Here is a 23,995-nt window from a genome sequence, read left to right on the forward strand (position 1 = left end):
TTGTATTAATATTTCTACTCCACCCCCTCAATCAAAACCCCCAACATCTCAATAGCAGCATCACTAATGCGGGTTCCTGGACCGTAAACGGCCACTGCGCCGGCATCAAAAAGGTATTGGTAGTCCTGCGCGGGTATTACGCCGCCCACGATAACCATAATGTCTTCGCGGCCATACTTTTTTAGTGCCTCTATAACCTGTGGCACGAGGGTTTTGTGCCCCGCGGCAAGGGAGGAAACACCGAGAATGTGTACGTCGTTTTCCACGGCCTGTTTGGCGGCTTCGGCGGGCGTTTGGAAGAGTGGGCCTATGTCCACATCAAAACCTACATCGGCATAGCCGGTGGCTACTACTTTGGCGCCACGGTCGTGGCCGTCCTGCCCCATTTTGGCAATCATAATACGGGGGCGGCGGCCTTCCAGTTCCGCAAACTTATCGGCCATTTGTCTTGCTTTTTCAAAACTTGGATCTTTTTTCATCTCTTTGCTATAAACGCCGCTAAAGGAGCGTATTTGTGCCTTATACCTACCGAATTCCTTTTCCATCGCGGTTGAGATTTCGCCAAGGGTTGCTCTGTGGCGAGCGGCTTCTACGGCTAAAGCTAACAAATTTCCTTCACCTGTCTTTGCACATTCGGTAATTGCTACCAATGCCTTCTCCACCTTTTGGGTATCGCGCGCTGCTTTTATTCGGTTTAAACGTTCAATCTGCGAGGTGCGGACTTTTTGGTTGTCTACATCCAGAATTTGTAGCGGATCTTCCTTTTCAAGTCGGTATTTGTTAACGCCCACGATAATATCCTGCCCGCTGTCAATGCGTGCCTGCTTGCGTGCGGCGGCTTCCTCGATGCGCAGTTTGGGGATGCCGGCCTCAATGGCTTTGGTCATGCCGCCGAGTTCTTCTACTTCTTCTATGAGTTCCCAGGCTTTGTTGGCGATTTCGTTGGTAAGACTTTCCACATAATAGCTGCCCGCCCAAGGATCCACGGTTTTGGTGATCTGGGTTTCGGTCTGAAGGAAAATCTGGGTGTTTCGTGCAATGCGTGCGGAGAAATCGGTGGGCAGTGCGATGGCCTCATCCAAAGCATTTGTGTGCAATGATTGCGTTCCGCCGAAAACTGCTGCTGCTGCCTCAATTGCGGTTCGGGCTACGTTGTTGAATGGATCCTGCTCGGTAAGGCTCCAACCGCTGGTTTGGCAGTGGGTTCTTAAGGCGAGTGATTTTTCGTCCTTTGGATTGAACTGTTTTACAATCTTTGCCCAAAGCATTCTGGCAGCGCGCATTTTTGCAATTTCCATAAAATGGTTCATCCCGATGGCCCAAAAGAAAGAGAGTCGCGGGGCGAAAGTGTCAATATCCATTCCCGCCTTTATTCCGGTGCGGATGTATTCCAATCCATCTGCTAAAGTGTAGGCAAGTTCAATATCTGCCGTGGCTCCCGCTTCCTGCATATGGTAACCGGAGATGGAGATGCTGTTGAACTTGGGCATATTTTTCGAAGTGAATTCAAAAATATCGCTGATAATCTTCATCGAAGGCGTGGGCGGATAAATGTAGGTGTTCCGCACCATAAATTCCTTCAAAATGTCATTTTGGATAGTTCCCGCCAAATCCTTTGGCGAAACGCCTTGCTCTTCCGCAGCGACAATATAGAATGCCATAACGGGAAGCACGGCGCCGTTCATTGTCATGGAAACGCTCATCTTGTCCAACGGAATTTGGTCGAAAAGGATTTTCATATCCTCTACGCTATCTATGGCTACCCCTGCTTTCCCTACGTCGCCTTCTACCCTTTCGTGGTCGCTGTCGTAGCCGCGGTGCGTGGCGAGATCGAAAGCTACCGAAAGCCCCTTTTGGCCTGCGGCGAGATTCCGTCTGTAAAAGGCGTTGCTATCTTCAGCTGTTGAAAAACCTGCATATTGACGGATGGTCCAGGGACGGCGAACGTACATAGTGGAATATGGCCCGCGGAGGTTTGGCGCGATTCCGGCAACAAAGTTTAGATGCTGTAGGTGGGCTATGTCTTCAGCCGTATATTCTTTTTTTATAGGTATTTCTTCGGCTGTTTGAAAAGTTGAAGAGTTAGTCTCGTGGGAGTTCTTGAGTGCGCTCGTACTGACATTTGAGTCATTCGAGTTAGTTAATCGGATGTTTTGTAAATTTTTTCTATCCATATAGATAAATGCTTTGTGTTGCTAAATAAATACCAAAGCCTATCAACAAAATTGCTCCAGCAAGAAACAGGTAACGGTAATATTTAGATTTGCTCAATTTTTTTAATCTAATCAAAATTGCAAGTCCTAAAATTGAAAAGATTATTCCCAATAAAATTTCAAGTTCTTCTGTCATGATTCAAGTTTTAAGCGTTCTTGTTCAGTGATTTCAGATAATCTTCTTTCAACAATTGGTGGGATGAGGGTTTTTACGGGATTGTGTTTTACGAAGGGAAAAAGTTCCAAATCGTGTTTCATTCTATCATTTTTGTTGGGATGGTAGTTGGTTCCCAATAATTTCAGTTTGCCGCTATCGAAAAGTTGCTGTTCCTTTTCAGCGCTTTCCTTTATTTTCTTTTGAATGGTACCTTCCTTTAGTTGCTGAAGAAATCCGCCGCCTTTTTCTATTTCCTTAAAAAGCTGAAGCGCTTTTTCTGCAAGTGCTGCCGTCAAGCTTTCAATATAGTATGCTCCGTCTGCAGGATTGCTAACCGTATCAAAATAACTTTCGTGCTTTAAAATAAGCAATTGGTTGCGGGAAATGCGTTCGCCAAACTCGTTGCTCTTGTGGTACAACGCATCGTACGGCAAATTGCAGACGGTATCTGCCCCGCCAAGGATTGCGCTCATACATTCTGTGGTGCTACGCAATAGGTTTACGTTGTAATCGTAAAGGGTTTTGTTGCGTTTTGAAGGCGTTGCTATGATGTGGCAGGTTTCGGTTGTTCCGTATTCTTTTGCCAGGGCTGCATAGAGTTTTCGCAGGGCGCGGATTTTCGCTATTTCGAAGAAGTAGTTTGGGCCAGTTGTGAGTAGAAAGGTTAATTTAAAATTCTGCTTATGAAGCCCCTCGAGACGCTCAGGATGACATACGTGGTTTAAATATTCGTTAGCATGTGCCAAGGCGTAGGCTAATTGTTGTACTATGTTGGCACCTGCATTTTGGTATAAAGATGCATCAACTGAAAGAAGTTTTTCGGAAGGATATTTTTGAAAAAGGGAATCAAGCATTTCATGATCTTTTTTCAAATTGTTAAACCAATTTCCGGTGCGGGCCAAATTTCCTATTAAATCTATATTGTAAAAGACAGTTGCCTTTTTTTCTGAAAAGAATTTGATGAGTTTACCGTAAAAAGCTTCGGAAAGAAATGATAGTTTAAAATAAATGGAAGCCTGATCCAATGGAAAATCCTTAAAAACGGTCTTTGGGTCAAAATCTTCCGCAGCTGTAAAAACAATAGCCTCTGCGCCTCTTTTTAAAGCATCCAAAGCAATATGGTTTGCTATCTTTTCATCATCTATAAAAATCTCTTGGGCTATTTTCCAGGTTTTTGGCTGGCCGGGAACGGGCTGAAAACCTTCCTTAAAATCGTCTTCGTGGTAAAAAGGTTTTACGTTAATACCTTCGGGACTTTGCCAAACCAAGGTTTCGTTGTAATCGGCGCCTTTTAAATCGTACTGTATTTGTTGTTTCCACTGTTTAGCGGAAACTTCATCAAAATCTTCAAATAGAAATTTACTCATCGTTTTTCTTCTTTTTTGATGCTGTCTTCGTGTTCAATTATATAAATATCTTCGTTTTCCTTTTTCAAATAATATTTTTCGCGGGCGAATTTCTCCATCTCGTTGCTGTCCTCCATTTTTTTGATGAAGGTTTTATCTTTATCTATTTCGTTTTGATAAAACTCTGCGTTTTCTTCCAAGGCATTGATATCGCTGTCCAATTCGTGATGGATTAAATAGGAATTGGCATCAAAGAAAATCATCCAAACTACAAATAGAAGAAGGATAAGCACATATTTATTGCTTATAAATCGAATCCACTTGTTCTTTTTTAGCTCTGATAGTTTCACGATTCGGTATAGCTTAGTTTTTGATGGATGATGCTTCTTATAACGTTTACAGCTACCGTATTGTATCTGTTTGTAGGTATAATGATGTCCGCAAATTCCTTGGTAGGCTCAATGAACTGCTGGTGCATCGGTTTTAGGGTGTTTTGGTAGCGGTTGAGCACTTCTTCCAGATCACGGCCACGTGTGGCAATGTCGCGTTTTAAACGACGAATTAAACGTTCGTCGCTATCTGCATGCACGAAGATTTTTATATCGAACATTTCGCGAATATCGGTATGCGCCAAGATTAAAATTCCTTCAACAATAATAACCTTTTTTGGAAAGGTAGTGATTGTTTCTCCAGTTCGGTTGTGCTCCACGAAGGAATATACAGGTTGCTCAAAAGAATTTCCGTCGCGAAGTTCCTTTAAATGGCTCACCAATAAATCAAAATCGATTGCCTTCGGGTGGTCGAAGTTTATTTTTGTACGCTCCTCAAAAGAAAGATGGCTGGTATCGTGATAATAGGAATCTTGTGAAATAACGCATACTTCATCAACAGGAAGCTCTTCCACAATTTGGTCTACAACGGTTGTTTTTCCAGAGCCGGTGCCGCCGGCAATGCCAATTATGAGCATATTTTAAAGGTTTTTACAAAGGTAGGGAAAAGGGTTGCAGGTTTCAAGTTTCAGGTTTCAAGTTTTAAACATCCCCCCAGTCCGCTAAAAGAGGGGCAATTTCGTTTTAGATTTTGTTTGCATTATCAATTTCTTACCTATTTTTGAAGTCTTTAAATTTTGAATGAAAACAATCCTCCTCCACCCCTCTTATTTTCCGTCCATTGAACAGATGGCTGCGGTAGCACAGGCCGAAAAGGTTGTTTTTGAAGTTGAGGATAATTACCAAAAACAAACGTATAGAAATAGAACCTTTATCGCCCACAGCAATGGAAAACTTTTGCTGAACATTCCCATAAAGCACACCAAAACCGGAAAACGCCAAAAAACTAAGGATGTGATTGTTGAAAATGACTTTCCGTGGCAGGAACAGCACTGGAAAAGTTTGCAGAGCGCTTATAGAACTTCACCTTTTTTTGAGTATTACGAGGATGATTTGGAGCCATTGTTCACCGAGACCGTGGGTAATTTGATGGAGCACAATCTAAAAATCTTTGACTTGCTTTGCGAATTGTTGGGGATTGAAGTTGAAGTTACAAAAACAAACTCTTTTGAAAAAAATCCCGGGGTAACAGATTTACGCATTTTGGTAAACGCAAAAAGAAATTCAGCTTTCCAACCCGAAAACTATATACAGGTACACGAGGCAAATCATGAATTTCTCCCAAATCTTTCGGTACTGGATTTACTTTTTAACGAAGGGCCGAACGCCTTGAGTTATTTGGAAAAACAACAGTTAAATATTACAGAATAAAATCGGTTTTTGCTAATTGGTAATTGGTAATTGAATTCACCACCCTACAGTAGCCCGAACAGCGTAATGATCGGAAAAAGTTTTTTTCAGAGTACCAAAAGAGACAATATCAAGGCCTTCGGAGGCAAAGATATAATCGATGCGCATGGGGTATTTCTCAAACTTGAAGGTTGTTCCCAAACCGTTTCCCCGCTCACGGAAGGCGTCTTGCATACCGTTCTTTAATTTTCTATAACTGTACGAAAAGGGCGTATTGTTGAAATCCCCAGCAAGAATAACTGCGTGTTTGGTTCCCGATTTGTGCTCCAAAATAGCCTCCACCTGTCTTTGTTGCATTTCAAAAGCGCGCGATACCCGTTTTCGGAGTTTTTCATTATCGCTTTCCTGCAAAAAGCTTACCCTCGGTATAATACCAAGGGATTGTAAATGTAGACTGTAAATACGAATCGTGTCAGTGCCTTTAACAACATCGGCGTACAGGGTGTTATTGTAGGTCTCTTCAAAGTCAAAAGCACCTGTATTGACAAGGGGATATTTTGAAAAGATGGCATGGCCCAACTTTGCCTTTTCAGATTTAAAGTGAATGTATTGATACTTATAAGCTGAAAAATCAATTGTATTGGGTTTATAATATTCCTGCACGCAGACCACATCAGGGGATTCTTCAAAAAGCATTTTAGAAAGTATTTGCGAAGCATCCGTTTGTGGGTTCTTTTCGTATGCGTTGAAAAGGCGCACATTGTAAGACAATACACTGAGGGTGTTTTTATATTGGGAAGCATCGCCTTCCGAGGAAATTTCGTAAAATACGTTGAAGTAAAAATAGGAAATCAAAAGTACGGTGAACGACACTAAGAATCTTCGCCTAAATTGTACGGCCCAATAGATTGCGAAGATAATATTCACAATTATTAGCAAGGAAACTATCAGGCTGAGTAATGAAAGTGTGGGGAAACTTTTAGGCGGTAAATAAGGCAAAATGAAGGAAATCAACAATAAAAATGCCGCGAGCAAATTGCCCCAGTAAATCAATTTGTTGAGAGTTTTCCGCATGGGCTAGTCTTCTTTTCCGGCTTTAAACAGAAAGTCCTTTTCTTCCTTTGTGAGACTTTCGTAGCCGCTTTTTCCTATTTTGTCAAGAATACTGTCCACCTTTTTTTGGTTTTCAGATTTTTCGGTTTTGGAGGTAGAACGCCGTGGAGTGGGTTGTGATGTACGGTGTACTTTTTTAAACGGTTTTTTTGTTCTGGGCTTAAAGAGATTTGCAATCCAATCCATAAAGTTCTCAAACCATTTACCAATGTCGTTTCCTTTGGCAAGTTGTACTGCGTAAATATAGCCGAAAACAGCTCCCCCCACGTGCGCCATCAACCCACCCGCATTCCCCGAAGAGGGAATTCGCACCAAATCAAAAAGGAAAAGAAACAGCGCAATATGCCAAAGCTTAAGGGTAAAGGTGAAAAGCCGTACTTCGGTGTTTGGTGTGTAGGTAGCAATAAAAACCATAATAGCCGTTACCGCTCCCGATGCGCCAATAAGAAACCCGCGTTTCATTTCAAAAACAGGGAAGAAATTGTATGAGAGCATAAACAATAGTCCACCCACAGCGGCTCCAAGCAGATAAACGGTAAGCAATCTTTTTCCAGTGAAAAGGTTTAAAATAAATTGCCCAAACCAATATAACCATAGCATATTAAACAAAATGTGGAAAAAACCAAAATGCAGAAAACCATAGGTAATTAATGTCCATGGACGAAATAAAAGGGTATCGAAATCATCACTAAGTACAAACCATCGCGATAAATATTGTGGGCTCATACTCAAGAAAAAAGAAGCCAGGTACACTACCAAAAACACAGCTACATTTATAACAATGAGCTTTACCAAAATACTGGCGGTTTTATATTTATATGAAAGGTTAGTTGCTGCCATAATTAGTTCCAGCGATGGTTATCAAAACTATTCTTTTTCCAGTACCAAGCCATGATAAAGCCAAAGAGTGCTCCACCTATGTGTGCCCAATGCGCAATGCCTGTAGGGGTTCCGGTAATTCCAAAAACTATGTCCAATAGAATTATTCCAGGAATAAAATATTTTGCTTTTATCGGTATGGGGAGAAAAATAAGCATAAGCTCTATGTTTGGGAAAAGCATTCCAAAAGCTACCAAAACACCATATACCGCACCCGAAGCTCCCAAAGCCACACCATTGTAGGTATTGTACATTCCCTGTATGGTATCTTGCGAGACATAATCTAAAATGGCGGTGTTATATTTACCAGAATTCAAAAGATCCATAACCTGCTCTGGGCTCATTCCCGCACTTATTAAGGCGTCCATTCCATTATGCAGTTGAAAATAATTTACCAACGTATAAATTAAAGCTGAACCAAGCCCTGCCGAAAAATAAAAAAACAGGAATTTTTTTTGTCCCCAACGTATTTCCAACGGTGAGCCAAAGGCCCAAAGCGCATACATATTAAAAAGTATATGGAAAAAATTGGCATGCATAAACATAGAAGTTAATGGCTGCCATAACTGAAATCCCGGATTTTCAAAATAGTACAAAGCAAAAAGACGCTCCGCCGTTCCACCAGTAAACTGTGTTCCTATAAAAAAGATCACATTCAGTATTAATAGAAATTTTACGGTATCGGTTATTCTTCCCATTTACATAAATTTTTTATCGAGATCACTCACATCCATGGTTGTAAAAATCAGTTTATTCCTTGGAGACACAGATGGTTCTTTGCAAGCAAAAAGTTGGTTGATCAAATGCTCACGTTCTTCGCTATTCAACGAAACCCCAGTCTTTATAGCCATACTGGCCGCCATGGATTTTGCCAACATATCGTTCTGGCTAAAACCACTATCAGGTACTTCCTCTTTTATATCGTGCACCAATTGGCTGAGCAAATTTACAACATGGCTTTCCAATATCAGCACTGGAATTCCGCTAATCTCAATCGTTTCATCTTTTATTTCTGAAAAGATAAATCCGGTGTGCTCCAATTGTTCTCGTACTTTTTCAATAATTTCAAGATCGGGTTTTGAAAAATGCAGCTGCAATGGAAATAATAATTGCTGGCTTACCGCTTCTTTTACGGTGATGTTTTTCAGTAATTCCTCGTAAAGAATCCTTTGGTGTGCAAGGTTTTGATGAATTATCATCATCCCGTTTTTCAAGGGACTCACAATGTATTTATTTTGAAGCTGAAAAGTTAGTTGTCCCGATTCGGTTTCGGTATTTTCAAAAAGACTGCCGGTTACTTCCTCACTTTCGAACTCAATATCTTCCAAATTTGAAACAGCAGCATTTTCATCCTTTAATCCAACGTATAATGACTCCCACGAAGCAGACTGCTCCCTTTTGAAAGGAAAATTGATGTTACCCTGTTTGGGTTTTTCCTTAAAAGGATTAAAGTCGCGATCCACTTCAATGGAAGGCGCAGTTGGTGATTTTTTGCTGTATTCATAAGGCGTATCAAAACCTTTGTCTCTTTCAAAATCGAGCACTGGCGCAATGTTGAATTGCCCTAAACTGTGTTTCACCGTAGCGCGAAGCATGGCATAAATAGAATGCTCGTCGTCAAATTTAATTTCGGTTTTTGTGGGATGAATGTTGATATCGATGGAATGTGGATCTACGTCCAAACAAAGAAAATAGCCCGGATGCACGTCATTTTTCATCAAACCCTCAAACGCAGCAGAAACAGCGTGATGCAAATACGGACTTTTAATAAAGCGGTGGTTTACAAAAAAGAACTGTTCTCCCCTACTTTTTTTTCCAAATTCAGGTTTTAGCACAAAGCCTTCAATTTTTAGGATTTCGGTTTCTTCGTGAACGGGAACCAGTTTTTCATTGGTTTTGCTGCCGAAGATATTTACAATTCGTTGCCGAGAATTTGAAGAAGGGAGGTTAAAAACATCGCTCCCGTTGTGGAGCATTTGAAATGCAACATTTGGATGTGCCAAAGCCACACGGTGGAATTCGTCAATTATATGACGGGTTTCCACGGGATTGCTTTTCAGAAAATTTCTACGCGCGGGAATATTATAAAAAAGATTTTTAACTGAAATGGTCGTGCCCTTTGGAACCACTGCAGGATCTTGTGAAATTACTTTACTACCTTCAATAGTGAGGTGGGTTCCAATTTCAGAATCTTCTGTTTTGGTTTTCAGCTCAACATGTGCAATTGCTGCAATTGAAGCAAGTGCTTCGCCCCGAAAACCTTTTGTGTGAAGGTTAAAAAGATCTTCCGCCGATTTTATTTTTGAAGTAGCATGACGTTCAAAACTTAGCCGGGCATCGGTAACGCTCATCCCTATTCCATTATCAGTAACCTGCACAAGAGTTTTACCGGCATCTTTTATTACCAGTGTAATTGAGGTTGCTTTGGCATCAATAGCATTTTCAAGCAATTCCTTCACTACCGAAGCGGGTCGTTGTACAACTTCCCCAGCTGCAATCTGGTTTGCAACGTGATCCGGTAATAACTGAATAATGTCTGCCATTAAAATTTATGCGTAGAAAATAGATAAATCGAAATCAATAATAAATAGGAAAAGTAGGATAAGAATTGCTATTATTATAATAAGTCTACGGTTTGCGTTTCTGTCCGAAGATTGCCGTAAATCTGCCCAAGCGGTTTTGAATTTTCCTTTCAAACCTTTATTATCGCCAACAGTAGTTCGAAATTCATCAAATTTATGCCCCATTGAAAAGGGGCTACCGTCACCGTCAAACTCATAATGACGAGGTTTGTAACTGTACTTTTTGTTTTTTCTCTTACCTATTAGTCCCATAATTGACGTGCTTCAAAGTTACTGAAAATAGTATGTTTTCTAAAGTGTTTCTGAAGCTTGTTTTAAACAATTATGATGCCGTTTTTCTGAAGTATTCAGTATTCGGTTGCAGTTGGCAGTAGTTGAAATTTGGAATTTGGGACTTGGGATTTGAAAATAATTACTTTTCCATTTCGAAAATCCAATTTCGTATTTAAAACTTAGAATCTTTCCGAAGTTGTGCCATTTTAATCGCAGCAATCGCAGCCTCAGTACCTTTATTACCGTGTTTTCCACCGCTGCGGTCTATAGCCTGCTGCATATTGTTATCGGTAAGAACGCAGAAAATGACGGGAATATTACCTTGCACGTTTAGGTCCTTTATGCCTTGCGCAACAGCCTCACAAACATAGTCAAAGTGTTTTGTTTCACCTTGGATTACGCTTCCTATTGCAATTACGGCATCCAGCATATCATAACTTTGCGTCATTCTTTTACATCCGTAAACAAGTTCAAAACTGCCGGGAACATTCCAACGCACAATATTTTCATTGATGGCACCACAATCTTTTAGAGCATCAAATGCACCTTGAAACATGCCTTCAGTTATATCGTGGTTCCATTCTGAAACAACAATCCCAAACCGAAAGTCCTTCGCGTTTGGGATTGTTGTTTTATCGTAAGCCGATAAATTTGTATTTGCTGTCGCCATTTATTTGTTCATTGCTTCCGCGCGGCCGGTATATATTTCAGCCTTAGTAGCTTCTGTAGATTTTGGATATTCTTCAGCTATTTTTTTGAAATGTGACAATGCTTTATCATTTTGGTCTAAAGACATTGCTGCAATACCCGCTTTTAATAGAAAACGCGGTGTTGTAAAATCATTGGTACGCATTGTAGCGGCTTCCTCGTAATATTTTAGAGCATCCTCGTTTTGACCCAATTGTACGAAAGCATCGCCAATTGCGCCTTTTGCCAAAGGCGCCAAAATATCATCATCACTGCTGAATTTATCTAACTGGGCAATTGCATCTTGATATTTGTTGGTATTCAAGTAAGCCATTCCAGCATAATAATGTGCAAGGTTGGCTGCATTTGTACCGCCGTAGTTTTCAATAATGTCCAAGAAACCGTATTTGCCTTCACCACCTTGTAAGGAAAGATTGTAAAGCGAATCTTTTGCCGGTGCTGTCAACGCCTGTTCCCAATAGCTCTGTGCTTGGAACATTTCGTTCATTGCCTCTGTTTCTTTTGGGGTTTTAATATATTGATCGTATGCAAAATACCCCAACACGAGAACGGCCACAACGATGATAAAGCCCAAAATTCCCTTTTGGTTTTTTTCAACCCAAGCTTCCGTTTTTGATGCGCCCTCGTCAAGCGTGTTAAATACTTCTGCTGTTGTGCTGTTTTCTTCAAGCTGTGTTTCTTTTTCAGCTTTTGTAGTTGGTTTGCCTCCGCGTTTCTTGTACGTTGCCATATTGTTACTTATAATTATTAAGATTCCCGCCTTCGCGGGAATGGCGCAAAAATAAAATTTTTAATGGAATTTGAAAGGATAAATATTTCTTATTTTTTAATAATTTGCAAAGCGGTTATTCATCACAGACAAGCCGTCAATATTGAAAATTGCTGCAGAAATTTTAAATTTTGACAAAAGACTAAAGACTAAAGGACAAAAGATGTAAGACATAATCATAACAAACAGCTTATTTTTACACCTTTTTGAAATGCTTTCCGAATGAAATTTTTAATACTTTAATCTTAAGTCCTATCTCAAAAAGTCTTAAGTCCTTTTTTATATGATTTTACAAAAACTATCCTTACTCAACTATAAAAATTTTGAAGCTGAAACTTTCGACTTCGACCCAAAAATAAATTGTTTTGTGGGAAATAATGGTGTGGGAAAAACTAACGTGCTGGATGCAATCTACCATCTTTCCTTCGGAAAAAGTTATTTTAACCCCATTACTATCCAAAACATAAAACACGGCGAAGATTTTTTTGTGGTGGAAGGTTTTTATGAAAGAAAGGAAGCGCCCGAAAAAATTGTAGTCAGCGCAAAAAAAGGACAGAAAAAAATTATAAAACGAAACGGGAAAACCTATGATAAATTCAGTGAACACATAGGTTTTTTGCCCTTGGTAATTATTTCACCGGCAGATCGGGACTTGATAATTGAAGGAAGCGATACGCGCCGAAAATTTATTGACGGGGTAATTTCACAGCGCGATTCTAACTATCTCAATACGTTGATTAAATACAACAAAGTACTTGCTCAGCGTAATTCGCTTTTGAAATATTTTGCGGCAAACAATACTTTCAGTCAAGACACGATTGATATTTATAATGAACAGCTTCACAATTACGGAACTTCAATTTTTGGAAAACGTACTGCCTTTTTGGAAGAGTTTCTACCAATATTTTTAAACCGTTACAAAAGCATCAGCAGCGGTGAGGAGAGCATCAATTTGGTTTATGAAAGCCAATTGCAGGAGAATGATTTGTTGACGCTACTTCAAAAAAATATTACGAAAGATAAAATTACCCAATACACCATCTTCGGAATACACAAAGACGATCTCGTTTTTGAAATTGATGGCCATCCGATCAAGAAATTTGGCTCTCAAGGACAACAAAAATCGTATCTTATAGCTTTAAAATTGGCGCAGTTCGATTTCATAAAAAATCATTCAAAAACGAACCCGATTTTGCTGTTGGATGATATTTTTGATAAATTGGACGAAACACGGGTAGAACATTTGATTACCCTGGTTGACAATGAAAATTTCGGACAGCTTTTTATTAGCGACACACACGCCGAACGTACTGAAGAGGTGATTAAAAAAGTACATCAGACTTATAAAATGTTTCCGTTGTCCCCCTAACTCTGTGTCCTCTGCGCCTTTGCGGTAAAGTAGCACCGCAAAGGCGCAGAGAGCGCAAAGAACTCAAAAACCAAAACCCATGAATTCAAAAATTATAATTATTGTAGTTTCGCTTATCGCCCTTTCCTGCGAAAAACCCAATCCCGAGGCACAAAAACAAAACCTAAGCGGCTATTGGGAAATAAAAACGGTGGAAATGCCCGATGGTGAAAAAAAGAAATTTGATGTAAATACTGTTTTAGATTATATTGAAGTGAAAGGCGACAGCGGGTTACGCACTAAAGTTTCGCCAAAAATTGACGGTACCTTTGAAACCAATGGCATTTCGGAAGATTTCACTTTAAAAATTGAGGAAGACAGTTTGCGGATGTATTACAAAACCCCTTTTGACGAATGGAAAGAAACTGTAATTGAAGCAAAAGATAGCACGTTAAAAGTGAAAAACAGGGACAATAAAATTTACACCTATTCAAAATTCAAAAAGTTTGATTTTGAAAAACCGACAACTGACAACTGAAATCCCCCAACAGAGAAATGGCAAAAAGACACGCAGAAAACATATCAATTGGAGATGCTTTAAAAGAATTTATTGGCGCAAACCGCTTGGAAAAAGGTTTGGACAAAGTGAATGCCAAAGAAGCTTGGGATGTGGTAATGGGCGCCGCAATATCAAAATATACAACAGATATTAAATTGGACTGCGATACTTTATATGTTCAGCTTTCATCTTCCGTTTTGCGAGAGGAATTAAGTTATGGGAAAGAAAAAATCATTAAACTTTTAAATGAGGAATTGGGCAAGGAATTGATTGCTAAATTGATTCTACGCTAAAAACCTTAATTCACAAAAAACAAAAACGCCTCCCAAAATGGAAGACGTTTTCTGTTAAAATATGTTGTAAATGCTTAAAACATTTCGCGACCTGCAAAATGGAAAGCACCTTCAATAGCTGCGTTTTCATCGCTATCACTTCCGTGAACGGCGTTTTCACCAATAGAAGCTGCGTATAATTTACGGATGGTACCTTCGGCAGCATCGGCTGGGTTGGTTGCACCAATTAAAGTGCGGAAATCCTCCACCGCATTTTCTTTTTCAAGAATAGCCGCAACGATTGGACCGCGGGTCATATATTCTACCAATTCGCCGTAAAATGGGCGCTCACTGTGCACCGCGTAAAATTCTTTTGCGTCTGCAGTAGTCATTTGGGTAAGTTTCATCGCTACGATTCTAAAACCTGAAGCGTTAATTTTTTCAAGAATGGCGCCTATGTGTCCTTTTTCGACCGCATCTGGCTTTAACATTGTAAATGTTCTGTCTGTTCTCATTGTGTTTTTAAAATTTCGGCAAAAATAACCATTTGAAAATGAAAAGCAACTATTTACGGAATGTTTAATGATTTCTTAAGATTTCCACAGAAATATCTTCGCATAAGCCTTTCTTTCATAATTTGTATTTATTGTATCTTCGCCAACTATGAATAAAGACACTACTGAAGCAGTTAGAAAACTCTTGACTTCCCCACAAAAAGTTGTAATTGTGGGACATAAAAACCCTGATGGGGATGCGGTTGGCTCGTGTTTGGGACTTTCCTTTTTTCTGAAAAGTTTGGGCCACAGCACAACGGTAATAATGCCGAACGATTTTCCAGATTTTTTAAAATGGCTGCCAGGTTGTGATGAAATCATTATTTATGAAAAAGAAGTTCAGAAAATTGGCGGAATATTTGACAAGGCCGATTTAATTTTCACTTTGGACTTTAACAGTTTAGACAGAGTGGGCGGCGAATTACAAGCTGTTTTGGAAAACGCAACCGCAAAATTTGTGATGATAGACCATCACCAACAACCTGCAGATTATGCTATTGCAACTTATAGTGATGTAAAAATGAGTTCCACTTCCGAAATGGTCTATCATTTTATGGACGCATTGGGAGAGGCTGATAAACTTTCAAAGGAAATTGCCGTAAATCTCTACACAGGAATCATGACCGATACGGGTTCATTCCGCTTCTCGTCCACCAGCCCCACCACGCACAGAGTAGCTGCCAAATTGATTGAAGCCGGTGCCGAAAGTGCCATTATAAACCAAAATGTTTATGATACCAACAGTCCAGAAAGGATGAAGCTTTTAGGGGTAGCTTTAAACAATTTGACAATTCTGCCTGAATTACACACGGCTTATATAACTATGACCCAAAAAGAACTGGACGACCACAATTTTAAAAAAGGCGATACCGAAGGTTTTGTAAATTATGCGCTTTCTGTAAAAGGGGTTGTTTTTGCGGTTATTTTCATAGAAAATAAACAGGAAAATATTGTAAAAATTTCCTTTAGGAGTAAAGGAAATTTCTCTGTGAATGATTTTGCGCGTAACCATTACAACGGCGGCGGTCACATTAATGCTGCGGGCGGGAAAAGTTCACAGGACCTTAACAAAACAATATCTGAATTTATTAGTATCTTGCCCCGTTATAAAAACGCACTCAAAGATGCCTCTTAAGCTGTTTAATATTTTATTTTTTTTAGCAATAATTGTTTCCTGCAAAAGCCCCGAAGCCAGACGCCCCGTGCAAAGTAACTCTGGAACTTTCATTAAGGAATCTGCCGAACGCAATAAGAAAATCTATGACGAGGAGAAAATTTTTATTGAAAAATTAATGGCCAAAGACTCCACCAACAACTATATTTCTTCTGAGCAGGGATTTTGGTACTATTACAACACACGGGATACCACAAACACCGAAATGCCAGATATGGGCGATATTGTAAAATTCACTTATGATATAAAAGACCTTAATGGCAGCGTAATTGTTTCAGAAAAAGAAAATGGCCTTCAACAATATAAAGTGGACCAAAGCAACCAAGAGTTAATATCAGGAGTTCGTGAAGGCATAAAACTCATGAAGGAAGGTGAGACAGTAACCTTTCTTTTTCCATCCTACAAAGCTTTTGGCTATTATGGGATCGAAGAAAAACTCGGCACCAATATTCCGGTGCAGAGCACTATAACTTTACACTCAATTGAACAATCAAACGAAAATTAAATTAAAACCATGAAAAAATTAACATTTCTATTCTTATTTCTTACGCTTGCGTTTGCATCATGCCAGGAAAAATATCCTGAACTTAAAGATGGTGTTTATGCCGAATTCATTACAAACAAGGGAACTTTTGTTGCGAAGTTGAAAAATGAAAGCGCGCCCCTTACCGTTTCAAATTTTGTGGCTCTTGCCGAAGGTACCAACGGGATGGTAGATTCTATCTACAAAGGAAAACGTTTTTATGACGGCCTTACCTTTCACCGTGTCATCAAGGATTTTATGATTCAGGGAGGTGACCCAAAAGGTGACGGCACAGGCAGCCCGGGCTATGCATTTCCAGATGAAATTACCGACACCATTCGCTTCAACAAAAAAGGACTTTTGGCCATGGCAAATTCTGGCCCTGGCACCAACGGAAGCCAATTTTTCATAACATTGAAAGATACACCGTGGTTGGATGGGCGCCATACTGTTTTTGGCGAAATCGTAATTGGCCAGGAAGTGGTTGACTCCATCGGAAATGTTGAAACCGAAAAACCCGGTGACACACCAAAAGAACCAGTTACAATCCAGACTGTGAATATTATAAATAAGGGAAATGTAAAAGTTCCGTATTTCACTGAGGAAATGGCAAAACTTGAAAAAGAAAAGAAAGAGAAAGAGGAGCGAATTAACAAAGTAGCTGCAAAACAAGCTGAAGAGCTTAATGCAATAAAAGCTAAAGCAGATTCACTTCCCTCCGGAGTTAAAATTTATTTCAACGAAAAAGGAGAAGGCCCACAGCCTAAAGAAGGCGACAAAATATTGATGAACTATGCTGGTTATCTTGCCGATGGACATATGTTTGACTCAAACATTCTTGAAAATGCCGAAAAGTTTGAAATGGTTGATGATATGCGCAAAGCAGCGGGGCAATATGTACCGGTACCAACAGATTATAGCTCTGAGGCAAAATTAATCCCAGGTTTCCGTGAAGGACTTTTAAATATGAAAGTTGGCGACAAGGCAACCATTTTTATACCAGCCCATTTAGCATACGGCAAGAGAGGAATTCCAGGGGTAATTCCTCCAGACTCTGAATTGATCTTCAACCTTGAAATAGTTGATTTAGCACAATAAATCTAAAATATTATAAATGCAAAAAGAGGAACCAGGTTTAAAATTGGTTCCTCTTTTTTTTAATCAACGCACAGTTGACAATCAATCTTGATTCTTGGCTTTTGGCACTTTTTTATTTCTTCGGAATATTTCTCAAGATTTCAAGTACAAACTCCCAATATTTTTGCGCAGATGAGATGCTTGCGCGTTCATCAGGAGAATGCGCGCCTTTAATGGTTGGCCCAAAGGAAATCATATCCATGTCGGGATAATTCTGACCTAGAATACCACATTCCAAACCAGCGTGGCAAGCAGCCACATGTGCCTTTTCACCATTCATCTTTTGGTAAAGATCGTCCAAAACCTTTAAAATAGGACTTTCCATATTTGGCGCCCAGCCAGGGTAATCGCCAGCAAGTTTTACATTGTAGCCCGCAAGTTCAAAAACAGATGTCAAAGCGTTAGCTAATGCTTCTTTGGAAGATTCCACAGAGCTACGTGTTAAACATTCAATTTTAATAGTTCCATTTTCTGCTGAAACTTTCGCGATATTGTTTGAAGTTTCCACCAAATCGGCGATATCCGGGCTCATTCTATAAACACCGTTGTGGGCAGCATTCATAGCGTTTAAAAATATTTTTTGATCATTTTGGCTCATCGCTTGAGAGAAAGTCTCGTTGCTTTTTTCAACAGTTATGGAAAGATTGGGTTCCAAGCTTTTGTATTCTGAAATGATTGCTGCTTTTATTTTTTCAAAACCAGCAAAAAATTCTTTTTCAGAAGAAACCACGATCTGCGCCACACTTTCCCGAGGAATGGCGTTGCGAAGACTTCCGCCTTCAAGTTTTACCAATTGCATAAAATCTTTTGTTGCAAAAAGCAAGCGGTTCATCAGCTTGTTGGCGTTGCCCAAACCTTTTATAATGTCCATACCGCTATGGCCCCCATTCAATCCTTTCACTTTAATAGTAAAAGTGGTCGAATTTTCTGGCGCATCTGTTGAAGTGTAAGTTCCTGTTGCAGTAACATCAACGCCTCCGGCACAGCCCACGCCTATTTCGTCATCTTCTTCGGTATCAAGGTTCAAAAGAATGTCGCCTTTCAGCAAACCTCCTTTTAACCCTTTTGCACCAGTCATTCCGGTTTCTTCGTCTATTGTAAATAGCGCTTCAATTGCAGGATGCTCAATTTCACTACTTTCAAGAATCGCCATGATCGTGGCTACCCCCAAGCCGTTGTCGGCGCCAAGGGTAGTTCCCTTAGCACGAACCCAGTCTCCATCAACATACATTTCAATTCCTTGTGTGTCGAAATTAAAATCGGTATCGTTGTTTTTTTGGTGAACCATATCTAAGTGGCTTTGCAGGACGACCATTTTTCGGTCTTCCATTCCCTTGGTTGCGGGTTTGCGGATTATCACGTTGCCCACTTCGTCCTCTAGGGTTTTCAAGCCGAGACTTTTTCCGAAATCTTTCATAAACGCAATAACACGTTCCTCCTTTTTTGAAGGGCGCGGTACGGCGTTCAGATCGGCAAATTTGTTCCAAAGGGCTTTGGGTTTTAAATTTCTTATCGCTTCGTTCATCATTTTTAAAATTTTAGGAACACAAAATTACCTTTTTTCATCTGCTATAAAAATTATGCGGTGAAAGATTTCCTTCGTATGTTTGGATTATGGTAAAACGGACCTCAGCTTTCCTCACCATTTTCCTGTTTGTGCAGATAATAGCACTTCAGGTTTTAAAGTTTTTCCCAGAATTTGTTGAGAAATATTACAGTCTCGGGATATATCCATGGATTTCAAAAATTTCGCGTTACATTTTTGGTTGGATCCCCTTTTCTATAGGCGATTTGTTTTATCTGCTCATTGCCATTGTAGCCATCAGGTGGCTTTATAAAAATGTGAAACGCCTTAAGAATGATCAAGTGGGTTTTGCCGTAGAGATTTTGGGAGCAGTTTCAGTTGTATATTTTATGTTTCACGTGCTATGGGGATTCAACTACTATAGACTTCCCCTGCACAAGTCCCTGCAATTGGAAAGTGATTATACCCCAGAACAATTATTGGAAACCACCAATCGGTTTATAGAAAAAAGCAACACCATGCATCGCCAACTTGGTTTTGCCGATAGTCTAAAGATTGAATTGCCCTACACGCAAAAGGAAATGTTCAAGAAGACCTTAAACGGCTATAAAAACTTAGAAAAAGAGTTTCCGCAACTTGCCTATTCGCCTCGAAGCATCAAAAAAAGTGGTTGGAGTTTGGGGCTTACCTATATGGGCTATAGCGGTTATTTAAATCCTTTCTCGGGCGAAGCACAGGTTAACAATCTGATGAAAACCTATAAGTTTCCGGTAGTAGCCTGTCACGAGGAAGCCCACCAAATAGGCTATGCTGCAGAAAACGAAGCCAATTTTATAGCTACGCTTTCCACGCTGCATAATGATGACCCATATATACAATACGCGGGCTATATTTTTACACTTCGGTATTTGATAAATGAAGTGGCGCGGCGCGATGAAGCTAAATATGAAGAACTTTTAACTCAAATAAATCCAGGCATTTTGGAAAGCTATAAAGAAATGCGCGATTTTTGGGAAAGCTACCAAAACCCCTTTGAAAATTTCTCAAAAATGTTTTGGGATAACTTTCTAAAAGCAAACAACCAAAGCCGCGGAATCATGAGTTATGATTATATGGTGGCTTTGGTCGTTAATTATTTTGAGGATAAGCCGCTGTAATTTGAATTTAATAGCGAGATTCAATTTCTATTTTTTTACATATTCAGCTTCAGCAGGTTTTGCAAAAACCTCAGCGTCAAGCATGGTTTCAGTTGCTGTTACCTTATCAAATTTTATATCCATCTTTTCCCCTTTGGGTTTCCCGTTTTCTACGTTCCACCACGTAAGCTTTTCAGGTAATAACAACCCATTTACATCTTGCCATTTGTCATATTTAATATAATGATGCCAATCATCACTCTTCTTTTGGTCTTTAAAGGTTACGGTATATGCCAGCCAGACCATTTTATTGGTATCTGGCTCAAAATATAGTATGTACTCATCTTCAGGTGAATCGCCCACGCCCTTGTCATAGGAAACTTTTAAACCATTATACAATTTGCCATCAAGTTCGGTTGGAGCTACAGCTTCATAATTTGTACCTGGGTCTGAAATAATAAAAGGCATTGCATAGAAATAGAACATCAAATTGTGGTAAAAAACCGGATTGCCTTTATAGCCCAAATCGTGTTTCAGCAACCACACCCCTTTTCCGTCATAACCTATGGACCAATCTTTGGATTCAATTTTTGTTTTGCGGTTTGGCAAGGATACGGTGTGGGTTTCATCGCCATTTTTTCCTTTCATTTCAAAACAAAGGTTGTTCATCTTTTTCCAAAGATCCAGACCACCGTGGGCGGCAAATACGGTTTGCAATGTTGCGGGATAGGTTTTCTCGGTATTTGTTTGGGTATTCTTTGGATCGCCTCCTTGGGCTTCCACTCCCGTTGTGTCAAACTCGGTGCCTGCCACCCGCGGATCTTCGCCCGTATTTTTTTTATCGTTCTTACAAGCGGAAAGTGATGCTAAAAAGATAACCAAGAGAATTATTTTTTTCATAGTAATTGGTTTTTAGTTGTTTAAAAGTAAAAAAGCTTCCCGTGGCGGAGAAGCTTTTTAGAAAGGTTTATGATTTTTAAGCCTTCAGCAGTAGGCTCTATGCCGTAAGCTTAATTCTTCAAAAGCTTTTTTACAACTGAATTTCCTTCGGAAGAAATCTTAACGAAATAAACACCGTTTTCTAACGAAGAAACATTCATCGTCAACATTCCGTTCTGCGGAATTATTTTTTCCGTTAGCAATACTTTACCTTGAATGTCATACAATGAAATTGTTGTTTCCGAAACCATTTGTGATGATTGGACTGTAATCGTTTCAGACGTTGGGTTTGGATAAATATTTAAATCATCAAAGGCAAAAGAATTCATCGAAAGAAAAACCTCTTCATCTAGAAAATCAGGAATGCCATTTGTGTTTGTATCATCGTCAATTGGGTTTCCGTTGTTGTTGTAATCTTCATCAATTGTCAATGTTCCATCACCATCATCGTCATTGTCCAGATAATTTTCAATGGTGTCGCCATCGGTGTCTATATAAACATAGCTAGGTGCAACGCCAGCACCTATTCCGGTTGTTTCATCAATTGTTTGCACGGTGTCGCCATCGTCATCAGAATCGTAGTAATTAGGAATTCCATCTCCGTCAGTATCATCGTCTGCCAGATTACTATTGCCGTTCAAATCTTCTTCAAGATTAGTAATTCCATCTTGATCATAATCCAGAGTTATTATGTCCACATTAAAATTATTATTCAACCATGAAATATCCAAAGTACCGTTAATTATATAATCGTCAACACCATCGCCATCCATATCAGCAAAAATCATATCGAGTACATAATCGCGTTCTATATAACAAAATAGCTCGTCGTCAATTAATGTTTCTTCATTTCCAAATGTCCCATCTGAGTCTTGTAAAAAATAGGTAACAGCGCTATTGTAGGTTTGAAGTACCACATCGATATAGCCATTATAGTCAATATCCTTAAAATAGGTTTTAGGTAAATTGAAGTTAGAGTTTAACACAAAGATTTCTTGGGCTGGAGAGAAAGAATTAGTGCCAAGGTTATAACTTATCATTAAAACATTTCGGGATGGATATTGTAAGCGTGTAGTGAAGAGTATATCTTTAAGCCCATTCATATCATAATCTAAAAATTTCACGTAATATACATTTGGTCCTGAAATAATGGTTTGATTGATATAGTTATATATGTCAATACTTGAGTACACTTTTAGTTCATTATTGTTGAGGGTAAAATAATCCAAAATACCATCATTATTTAAATCTTCATAAACAAAGCCCTGTGAACTAAAATTACCAAAATAACCTTCATCTGTAAAATTTCCCGCACCATCATTTATAAGACCCAATGAAAGAATATCGATATCTCCATCTCCTTCATAATCCTGCACGGTGATATAATTTGACGGTTTATCCAGAATTTGAACTGTTTCACTGCCATCCGTAAATCGGTAATAAATTGCTGTTTGGGAGGAACTAATCGGTTTTATGAGATCCATAATTCCATTTCCATCAAAATCTGCCACTTGAAAATTTTGATTATATACAAATGTTTTCTTTGAAAATAACTTTGGGTTCAAAAAAGCACCATTTCCCATGTTTTGGTACAGTAAGTAGAAAGAACCGCTTCGCAACACCATATCATTATCGCCGTCACTATCAACATCTTTAATTAAAAAATAATACTCATCAATAACCATTGCATCCCTTCCCCAAGCTACAATTATATCACCTAGGATAATTTCTCCATTATCATCCAATGTACTCCATAATATATTGTTTGAATGCCAAGTTGAATGTTTACTTAAGATATCGATTTTACCATCTGTGTTTATATCAATGCATTCCATAATTTCATTTCCCAGAAATGGATTAAAAGACAGGAGATGTGCAACCAAACTTCCATTATCATTTTCAATCAGACTGCTCTCGCTGCCTATATGAATTATGTCATCATCACCATCGCCATCAAAGTCGCCGGTTTTAAATTTAACAGAACTTTGGATTGGAAGATTGGCAATAGGCAAAGGCTGCTTGGCATCAAAGTGATCTGTCATTCCTAAAGAACCATTATTGTGATAGTATTCATAACCTATTTGGGGATCGGGATTAGCGCCATAGGTAATTATATCAGGCCTATCATCCCCATCAACATCTATTACCGAATATAGTACGCTTTGTGAAACTGAAGTAAATTTATATGAGTTTGCAGAATAATCTATAATACCATTATCATTGGGAATCACGAGAATTTTAACTTCTCCGGTGCTAATATTGCGATTGGAGACCGCAAAAAAATCTTTAAAACCATCACTATTTATATCAACTGCTTTTAAATCACTATAATTCACTTGAGAACTTATGACACTAAATGTCGGCGCAGAAAAATTACCATTATAAATATGTTTTAATTGATATATCCTTCCCAAATACATAAAGGCTATATCTATATCCCCATCATTTTCAAAATCGAACGACAACATATCAATTGCAACAGTTCCATTTACAATGGTATTCGAACGGAAAATTTCAGTACTCATTTGAAACGTTCCATCCCCATTGTTACGAAAGAACTCAATAACATATCGTTGCAAGATAAATGAGGGAGCATTAGGATCTGGAGTGTCGTATTCAATTGAAACAGTAATATCTACATCTCCATCATTGTCATAATCAGCTGTATTAATTTGGAATATTTTTGAATTTACATATTCGCTAGTGTTTACATATTCCTTAATTAAATGATCGGTTTCAAAAGCACCTTTACCATCATTATTTGCCCATACTAACTTTTTATTGCCAAAAAAACAGTCTAAATCATTATCTGAAGTAATTTTGACTACATCATTAAACCCGTCATTATTAAAATCCGAGAATGCTACTACATCCTCTGGTCGCAAATCTTCCAAAATATTACGATCGGAATGAGTTAATTGAGCAAACAGTAAATTGTTTATAAAGACAAATACTATAATAAGTAATAAATTTTTCATTTGTTATTATTTGAATTAAAAAAATAATTTTTGAAATTTTAAGATAATATTAAAACTAAATTTATAAAGAT

The 23,995-nt window shown here is 38.9% G+C and carries 24 protein-coding genes; 8 read left to right on the plus strand and 16 right to left on the minus strand.

Features of this window, described 5'->3' with window-relative positions:
- Window positions 1-14: 14 nt before the first annotated feature.
- From scpA to udk, 5 genes are read right to left on the minus strand one after another with little or no spacing between them, the layout of a single operon-like run.
- Window positions 15-2,174 carry a methylmalonyl-CoA mutase gene (scpA, locus tag JK629_RS14930; protein ID WP_202336396.1) on the minus strand — a complete coding sequence of 720 codons (2,160 nt, stop codon included), beginning with the start codon at window positions 2,172-2,174 and terminating at the stop codon, window positions 15-17.
- Window positions 2,167-2,349 (minus strand): hypothetical protein, encoded by a 183-nt coding sequence (locus tag JK629_RS14935; protein ID WP_202336397.1) that lies wholly within the window; start codon window positions 2,347-2,349, stop codon window positions 2,167-2,169. The genes scpA and JK629_RS14935 overlap by 8 nt, the downstream gene beginning before the upstream one ends.
- Window positions 2,346-3,737, minus strand: a complete 1,392-nt coding sequence (locus tag JK629_RS14940; protein WP_202336398.1) for a methylmalonyl-CoA mutase subunit beta — start codon at window positions 3,735-3,737, stop codon at window positions 2,346-2,348. The genes JK629_RS14935 and JK629_RS14940 overlap by 4 nt, the downstream gene beginning before the upstream one ends.
- Window positions 3,734-4,066 (minus strand): FtsB family cell division protein, encoded by a 333-nt coding sequence (locus JK629_RS14945; RefSeq protein ID WP_202336399.1) that lies wholly within the window; start codon window positions 4,064-4,066, stop codon window positions 3,734-3,736. Before JK629_RS14945 ends, JK629_RS14940 begins: the two co-directional genes overlap by 4 nt.
- Entirely contained in the window at window positions 4,063-4,683 is a 621-nt protein-coding gene (udk, locus tag JK629_RS14950) for a uridine kinase (RefSeq protein WP_202336400.1), read from the minus strand. The genes JK629_RS14945 and udk overlap by 4 nt, the downstream gene beginning before the upstream one ends.
- A gap of 163 nt (window positions 4,684-4,846) precedes the next feature.
- Between udk and JK629_RS14955 the strand changes: the two genes are divergently transcribed.
- Entirely contained in the window at window positions 4,847-5,476 is a 630-nt protein-coding gene (locus tag JK629_RS14955; protein WP_202336401.1) for a WbqC family protein, read from the plus strand.
- Window positions 5,477-5,512: 36 nt separating this feature from the next.
- Here JK629_RS14955 and JK629_RS14960 read toward each other — a convergent pair whose 3' ends face one another.
- The 7 genes from JK629_RS14960 to JK629_RS14990 all read right to left on the minus strand — a co-directional run bounded on the left by JK629_RS14960 (window position 5,513) and on the right by JK629_RS14990 (window position 11,740).
- Window positions 5,513-6,529 carry an endonuclease/exonuclease/phosphatase family protein gene (locus tag JK629_RS14960; protein WP_202336402.1) on the minus strand — a complete coding sequence of 339 codons (1,017 nt, stop codon included), beginning with the start codon at window positions 6,527-6,529 and terminating at the stop codon, window positions 5,513-5,515.
- Window positions 6,530-6,532: 3 nt separating this feature from the next.
- On the minus strand, window positions 6,533-7,408 hold the full coding sequence (locus JK629_RS14965; protein WP_202336403.1) for a rhomboid family protein: 876 nt from the start codon (window positions 7,406-7,408) through the stop codon (window positions 6,533-6,535).
- 2 nt (window positions 7,409-7,410) lie between these two features.
- Window positions 7,411-8,145, minus strand: coding sequence for a rhomboid family intramembrane serine protease (locus JK629_RS14970; protein ID WP_202336404.1), 735 nt, complete (start codon window positions 8,143-8,145; stop codon window positions 7,411-7,413).
- Window positions 8,146-9,990, minus strand: coding sequence for a DNA mismatch repair endonuclease MutL (mutL, locus tag JK629_RS14975; protein WP_202336405.1), 1,845 nt, complete (start codon window positions 9,988-9,990; stop codon window positions 8,146-8,148). It lies immediately after the preceding gene.
- A gap of 6 nt (window positions 9,991-9,996) precedes the next feature.
- On the minus strand, window positions 9,997-10,281 hold the full coding sequence (locus tag JK629_RS14980) for a riboflavin synthase subunit beta (protein WP_202336406.1): 285 nt from the start codon (window positions 10,279-10,281) through the stop codon (window positions 9,997-9,999).
- A gap of 193 nt (window positions 10,282-10,474) precedes the next feature.
- Window positions 10,475-10,972: a 6,7-dimethyl-8-ribityllumazine synthase gene (gene ribH, locus JK629_RS14985; protein WP_202336407.1), complete on the minus strand. Its 498-nt coding sequence runs from the start codon at window positions 10,970-10,972 to the stop codon at window positions 10,475-10,477.
- Complete coding sequence (locus JK629_RS14990; RefSeq protein ID WP_202336408.1) at window positions 10,973-11,740, minus strand: tetratricopeptide repeat protein; 768 nt, start codon at window positions 11,738-11,740, stop codon at window positions 10,973-10,975.
- Window positions 11,741-12,062: 322 nt separating this feature from the next.
- On the opposite strand from JK629_RS14990, the gene recF reads away from it, so the two are divergent.
- The 3 genes from recF to JK629_RS15005 all read left to right on the plus strand — a co-directional run bounded on the left by recF (window position 12,063) and on the right by JK629_RS15005 (window position 13,979).
- Complete coding sequence (recF, locus tag JK629_RS14995; RefSeq protein ID WP_202336409.1) at window positions 12,063-13,148, plus strand: DNA replication/repair protein RecF; 1,086 nt, start codon at window positions 12,063-12,065, stop codon at window positions 13,146-13,148.
- Window positions 13,149-13,227: 79 nt separating this feature from the next.
- On the plus strand, window positions 13,228-13,665 hold the full coding sequence (locus tag JK629_RS15000; RefSeq protein WP_202336410.1) for a lipocalin-like domain-containing protein: 438 nt from the start codon (window positions 13,228-13,230) through the stop codon (window positions 13,663-13,665).
- A 17-nt stretch (window positions 13,666-13,682) separates the two neighbouring features.
- On the plus strand, window positions 13,683-13,979 hold the full coding sequence (locus JK629_RS15005) for a DUF721 domain-containing protein (RefSeq protein WP_202336411.1): 297 nt from the start codon (window positions 13,683-13,685) through the stop codon (window positions 13,977-13,979).
- Window positions 13,980-14,053: 74 nt separating this feature from the next.
- Here the strand turns inward: JK629_RS15005 and JK629_RS15010 are convergent, their stop codons facing one another.
- The gene (locus JK629_RS15010) at window positions 14,054-14,473 is read right to left on the minus strand and encodes a nucleoside-diphosphate kinase (RefSeq protein ID WP_202336412.1); all 420 of its coding nucleotides are present in this window, start codon (window positions 14,471-14,473) and stop codon (window positions 14,054-14,056) included.
- 148 nt (window positions 14,474-14,621) lie between these two features.
- Between JK629_RS15010 and JK629_RS15015 the strand changes: the two genes are divergently transcribed.
- Genes JK629_RS15015 through JK629_RS15025 form a run of 3 tightly spaced genes read left to right on the plus strand, consistent with a single transcriptional unit; the run spans window position 14,622 to window position 17,307 of the window.
- A complete protein-coding gene (locus JK629_RS15015; protein ID WP_202336413.1) occupies window positions 14,622-15,647 on the plus strand; it encodes a DHH family phosphoesterase in 1,026 nt (341 codons plus the stop codon).
- Window positions 15,637-16,191, plus strand: coding sequence for a gliding motility-associated peptidyl-prolyl isomerase GldI (gene gldI / locus JK629_RS15020; RefSeq protein ID WP_202336414.1), 555 nt, complete (start codon window positions 15,637-15,639; stop codon window positions 16,189-16,191). Before JK629_RS15015 ends, gldI begins: the two co-directional genes overlap by 11 nt.
- Before the next feature lie 9 nt (window positions 16,192-16,200).
- The gene (locus JK629_RS15025) at window positions 16,201-17,307 is read left to right on the plus strand and encodes a peptidylprolyl isomerase (RefSeq protein ID WP_202336415.1); all 1,107 of its coding nucleotides are present in this window, start codon (window positions 16,201-16,203) and stop codon (window positions 17,305-17,307) included.
- Window positions 17,308-17,419: 112 nt separating this feature from the next.
- Here JK629_RS15025 and JK629_RS15030 read toward each other — a convergent pair whose 3' ends face one another.
- Window positions 17,420-18,871, minus strand: a complete 1,452-nt coding sequence (locus JK629_RS15030) for an aminoacyl-histidine dipeptidase (RefSeq protein ID WP_202338076.1) — start codon at window positions 18,869-18,871, stop codon at window positions 17,420-17,422.
- 89 nt (window positions 18,872-18,960) lie between these two features.
- On the opposite strand from JK629_RS15030, the gene JK629_RS15035 reads away from it, so the two are divergent.
- Window positions 18,961-20,028 (plus strand): DUF3810 domain-containing protein, encoded by a 1,068-nt coding sequence (locus JK629_RS15035; RefSeq protein WP_202336416.1) that lies wholly within the window; start codon window positions 18,961-18,963, stop codon window positions 20,026-20,028.
- A 27-nt stretch (window positions 20,029-20,055) separates the two neighbouring features.
- On the opposite strand, the gene JK629_RS15040 is transcribed toward JK629_RS15035, so the two are convergent.
- Both JK629_RS15040 and JK629_RS15045 read right to left on the minus strand, forming a co-directional pair.
- Window positions 20,056-20,907: a DUF6503 family protein gene (locus tag JK629_RS15040; RefSeq protein WP_202336417.1), complete on the minus strand. Its 852-nt coding sequence runs from the start codon at window positions 20,905-20,907 to the stop codon at window positions 20,056-20,058.
- A 110-nt stretch (window positions 20,908-21,017) separates the two neighbouring features.
- Window positions 21,018-23,924 carry a T9SS type A sorting domain-containing protein gene (locus JK629_RS15045; protein WP_202336418.1) on the minus strand — a complete coding sequence of 969 codons (2,907 nt, stop codon included), beginning with the start codon at window positions 23,922-23,924 and terminating at the stop codon, window positions 21,018-21,020.
- Window positions 23,925-23,995: the final 71 nt, after the last annotated feature.

The sequence above is a fragment of the Aequorivita iocasae genome, assembly GCF_016757735.1.
In the GTDB taxonomy this organism is placed as follows: domain Bacteria; phylum Bacteroidota; class Bacteroidia; order Flavobacteriales; family Flavobacteriaceae; genus Aequorivita; species Aequorivita iocasae.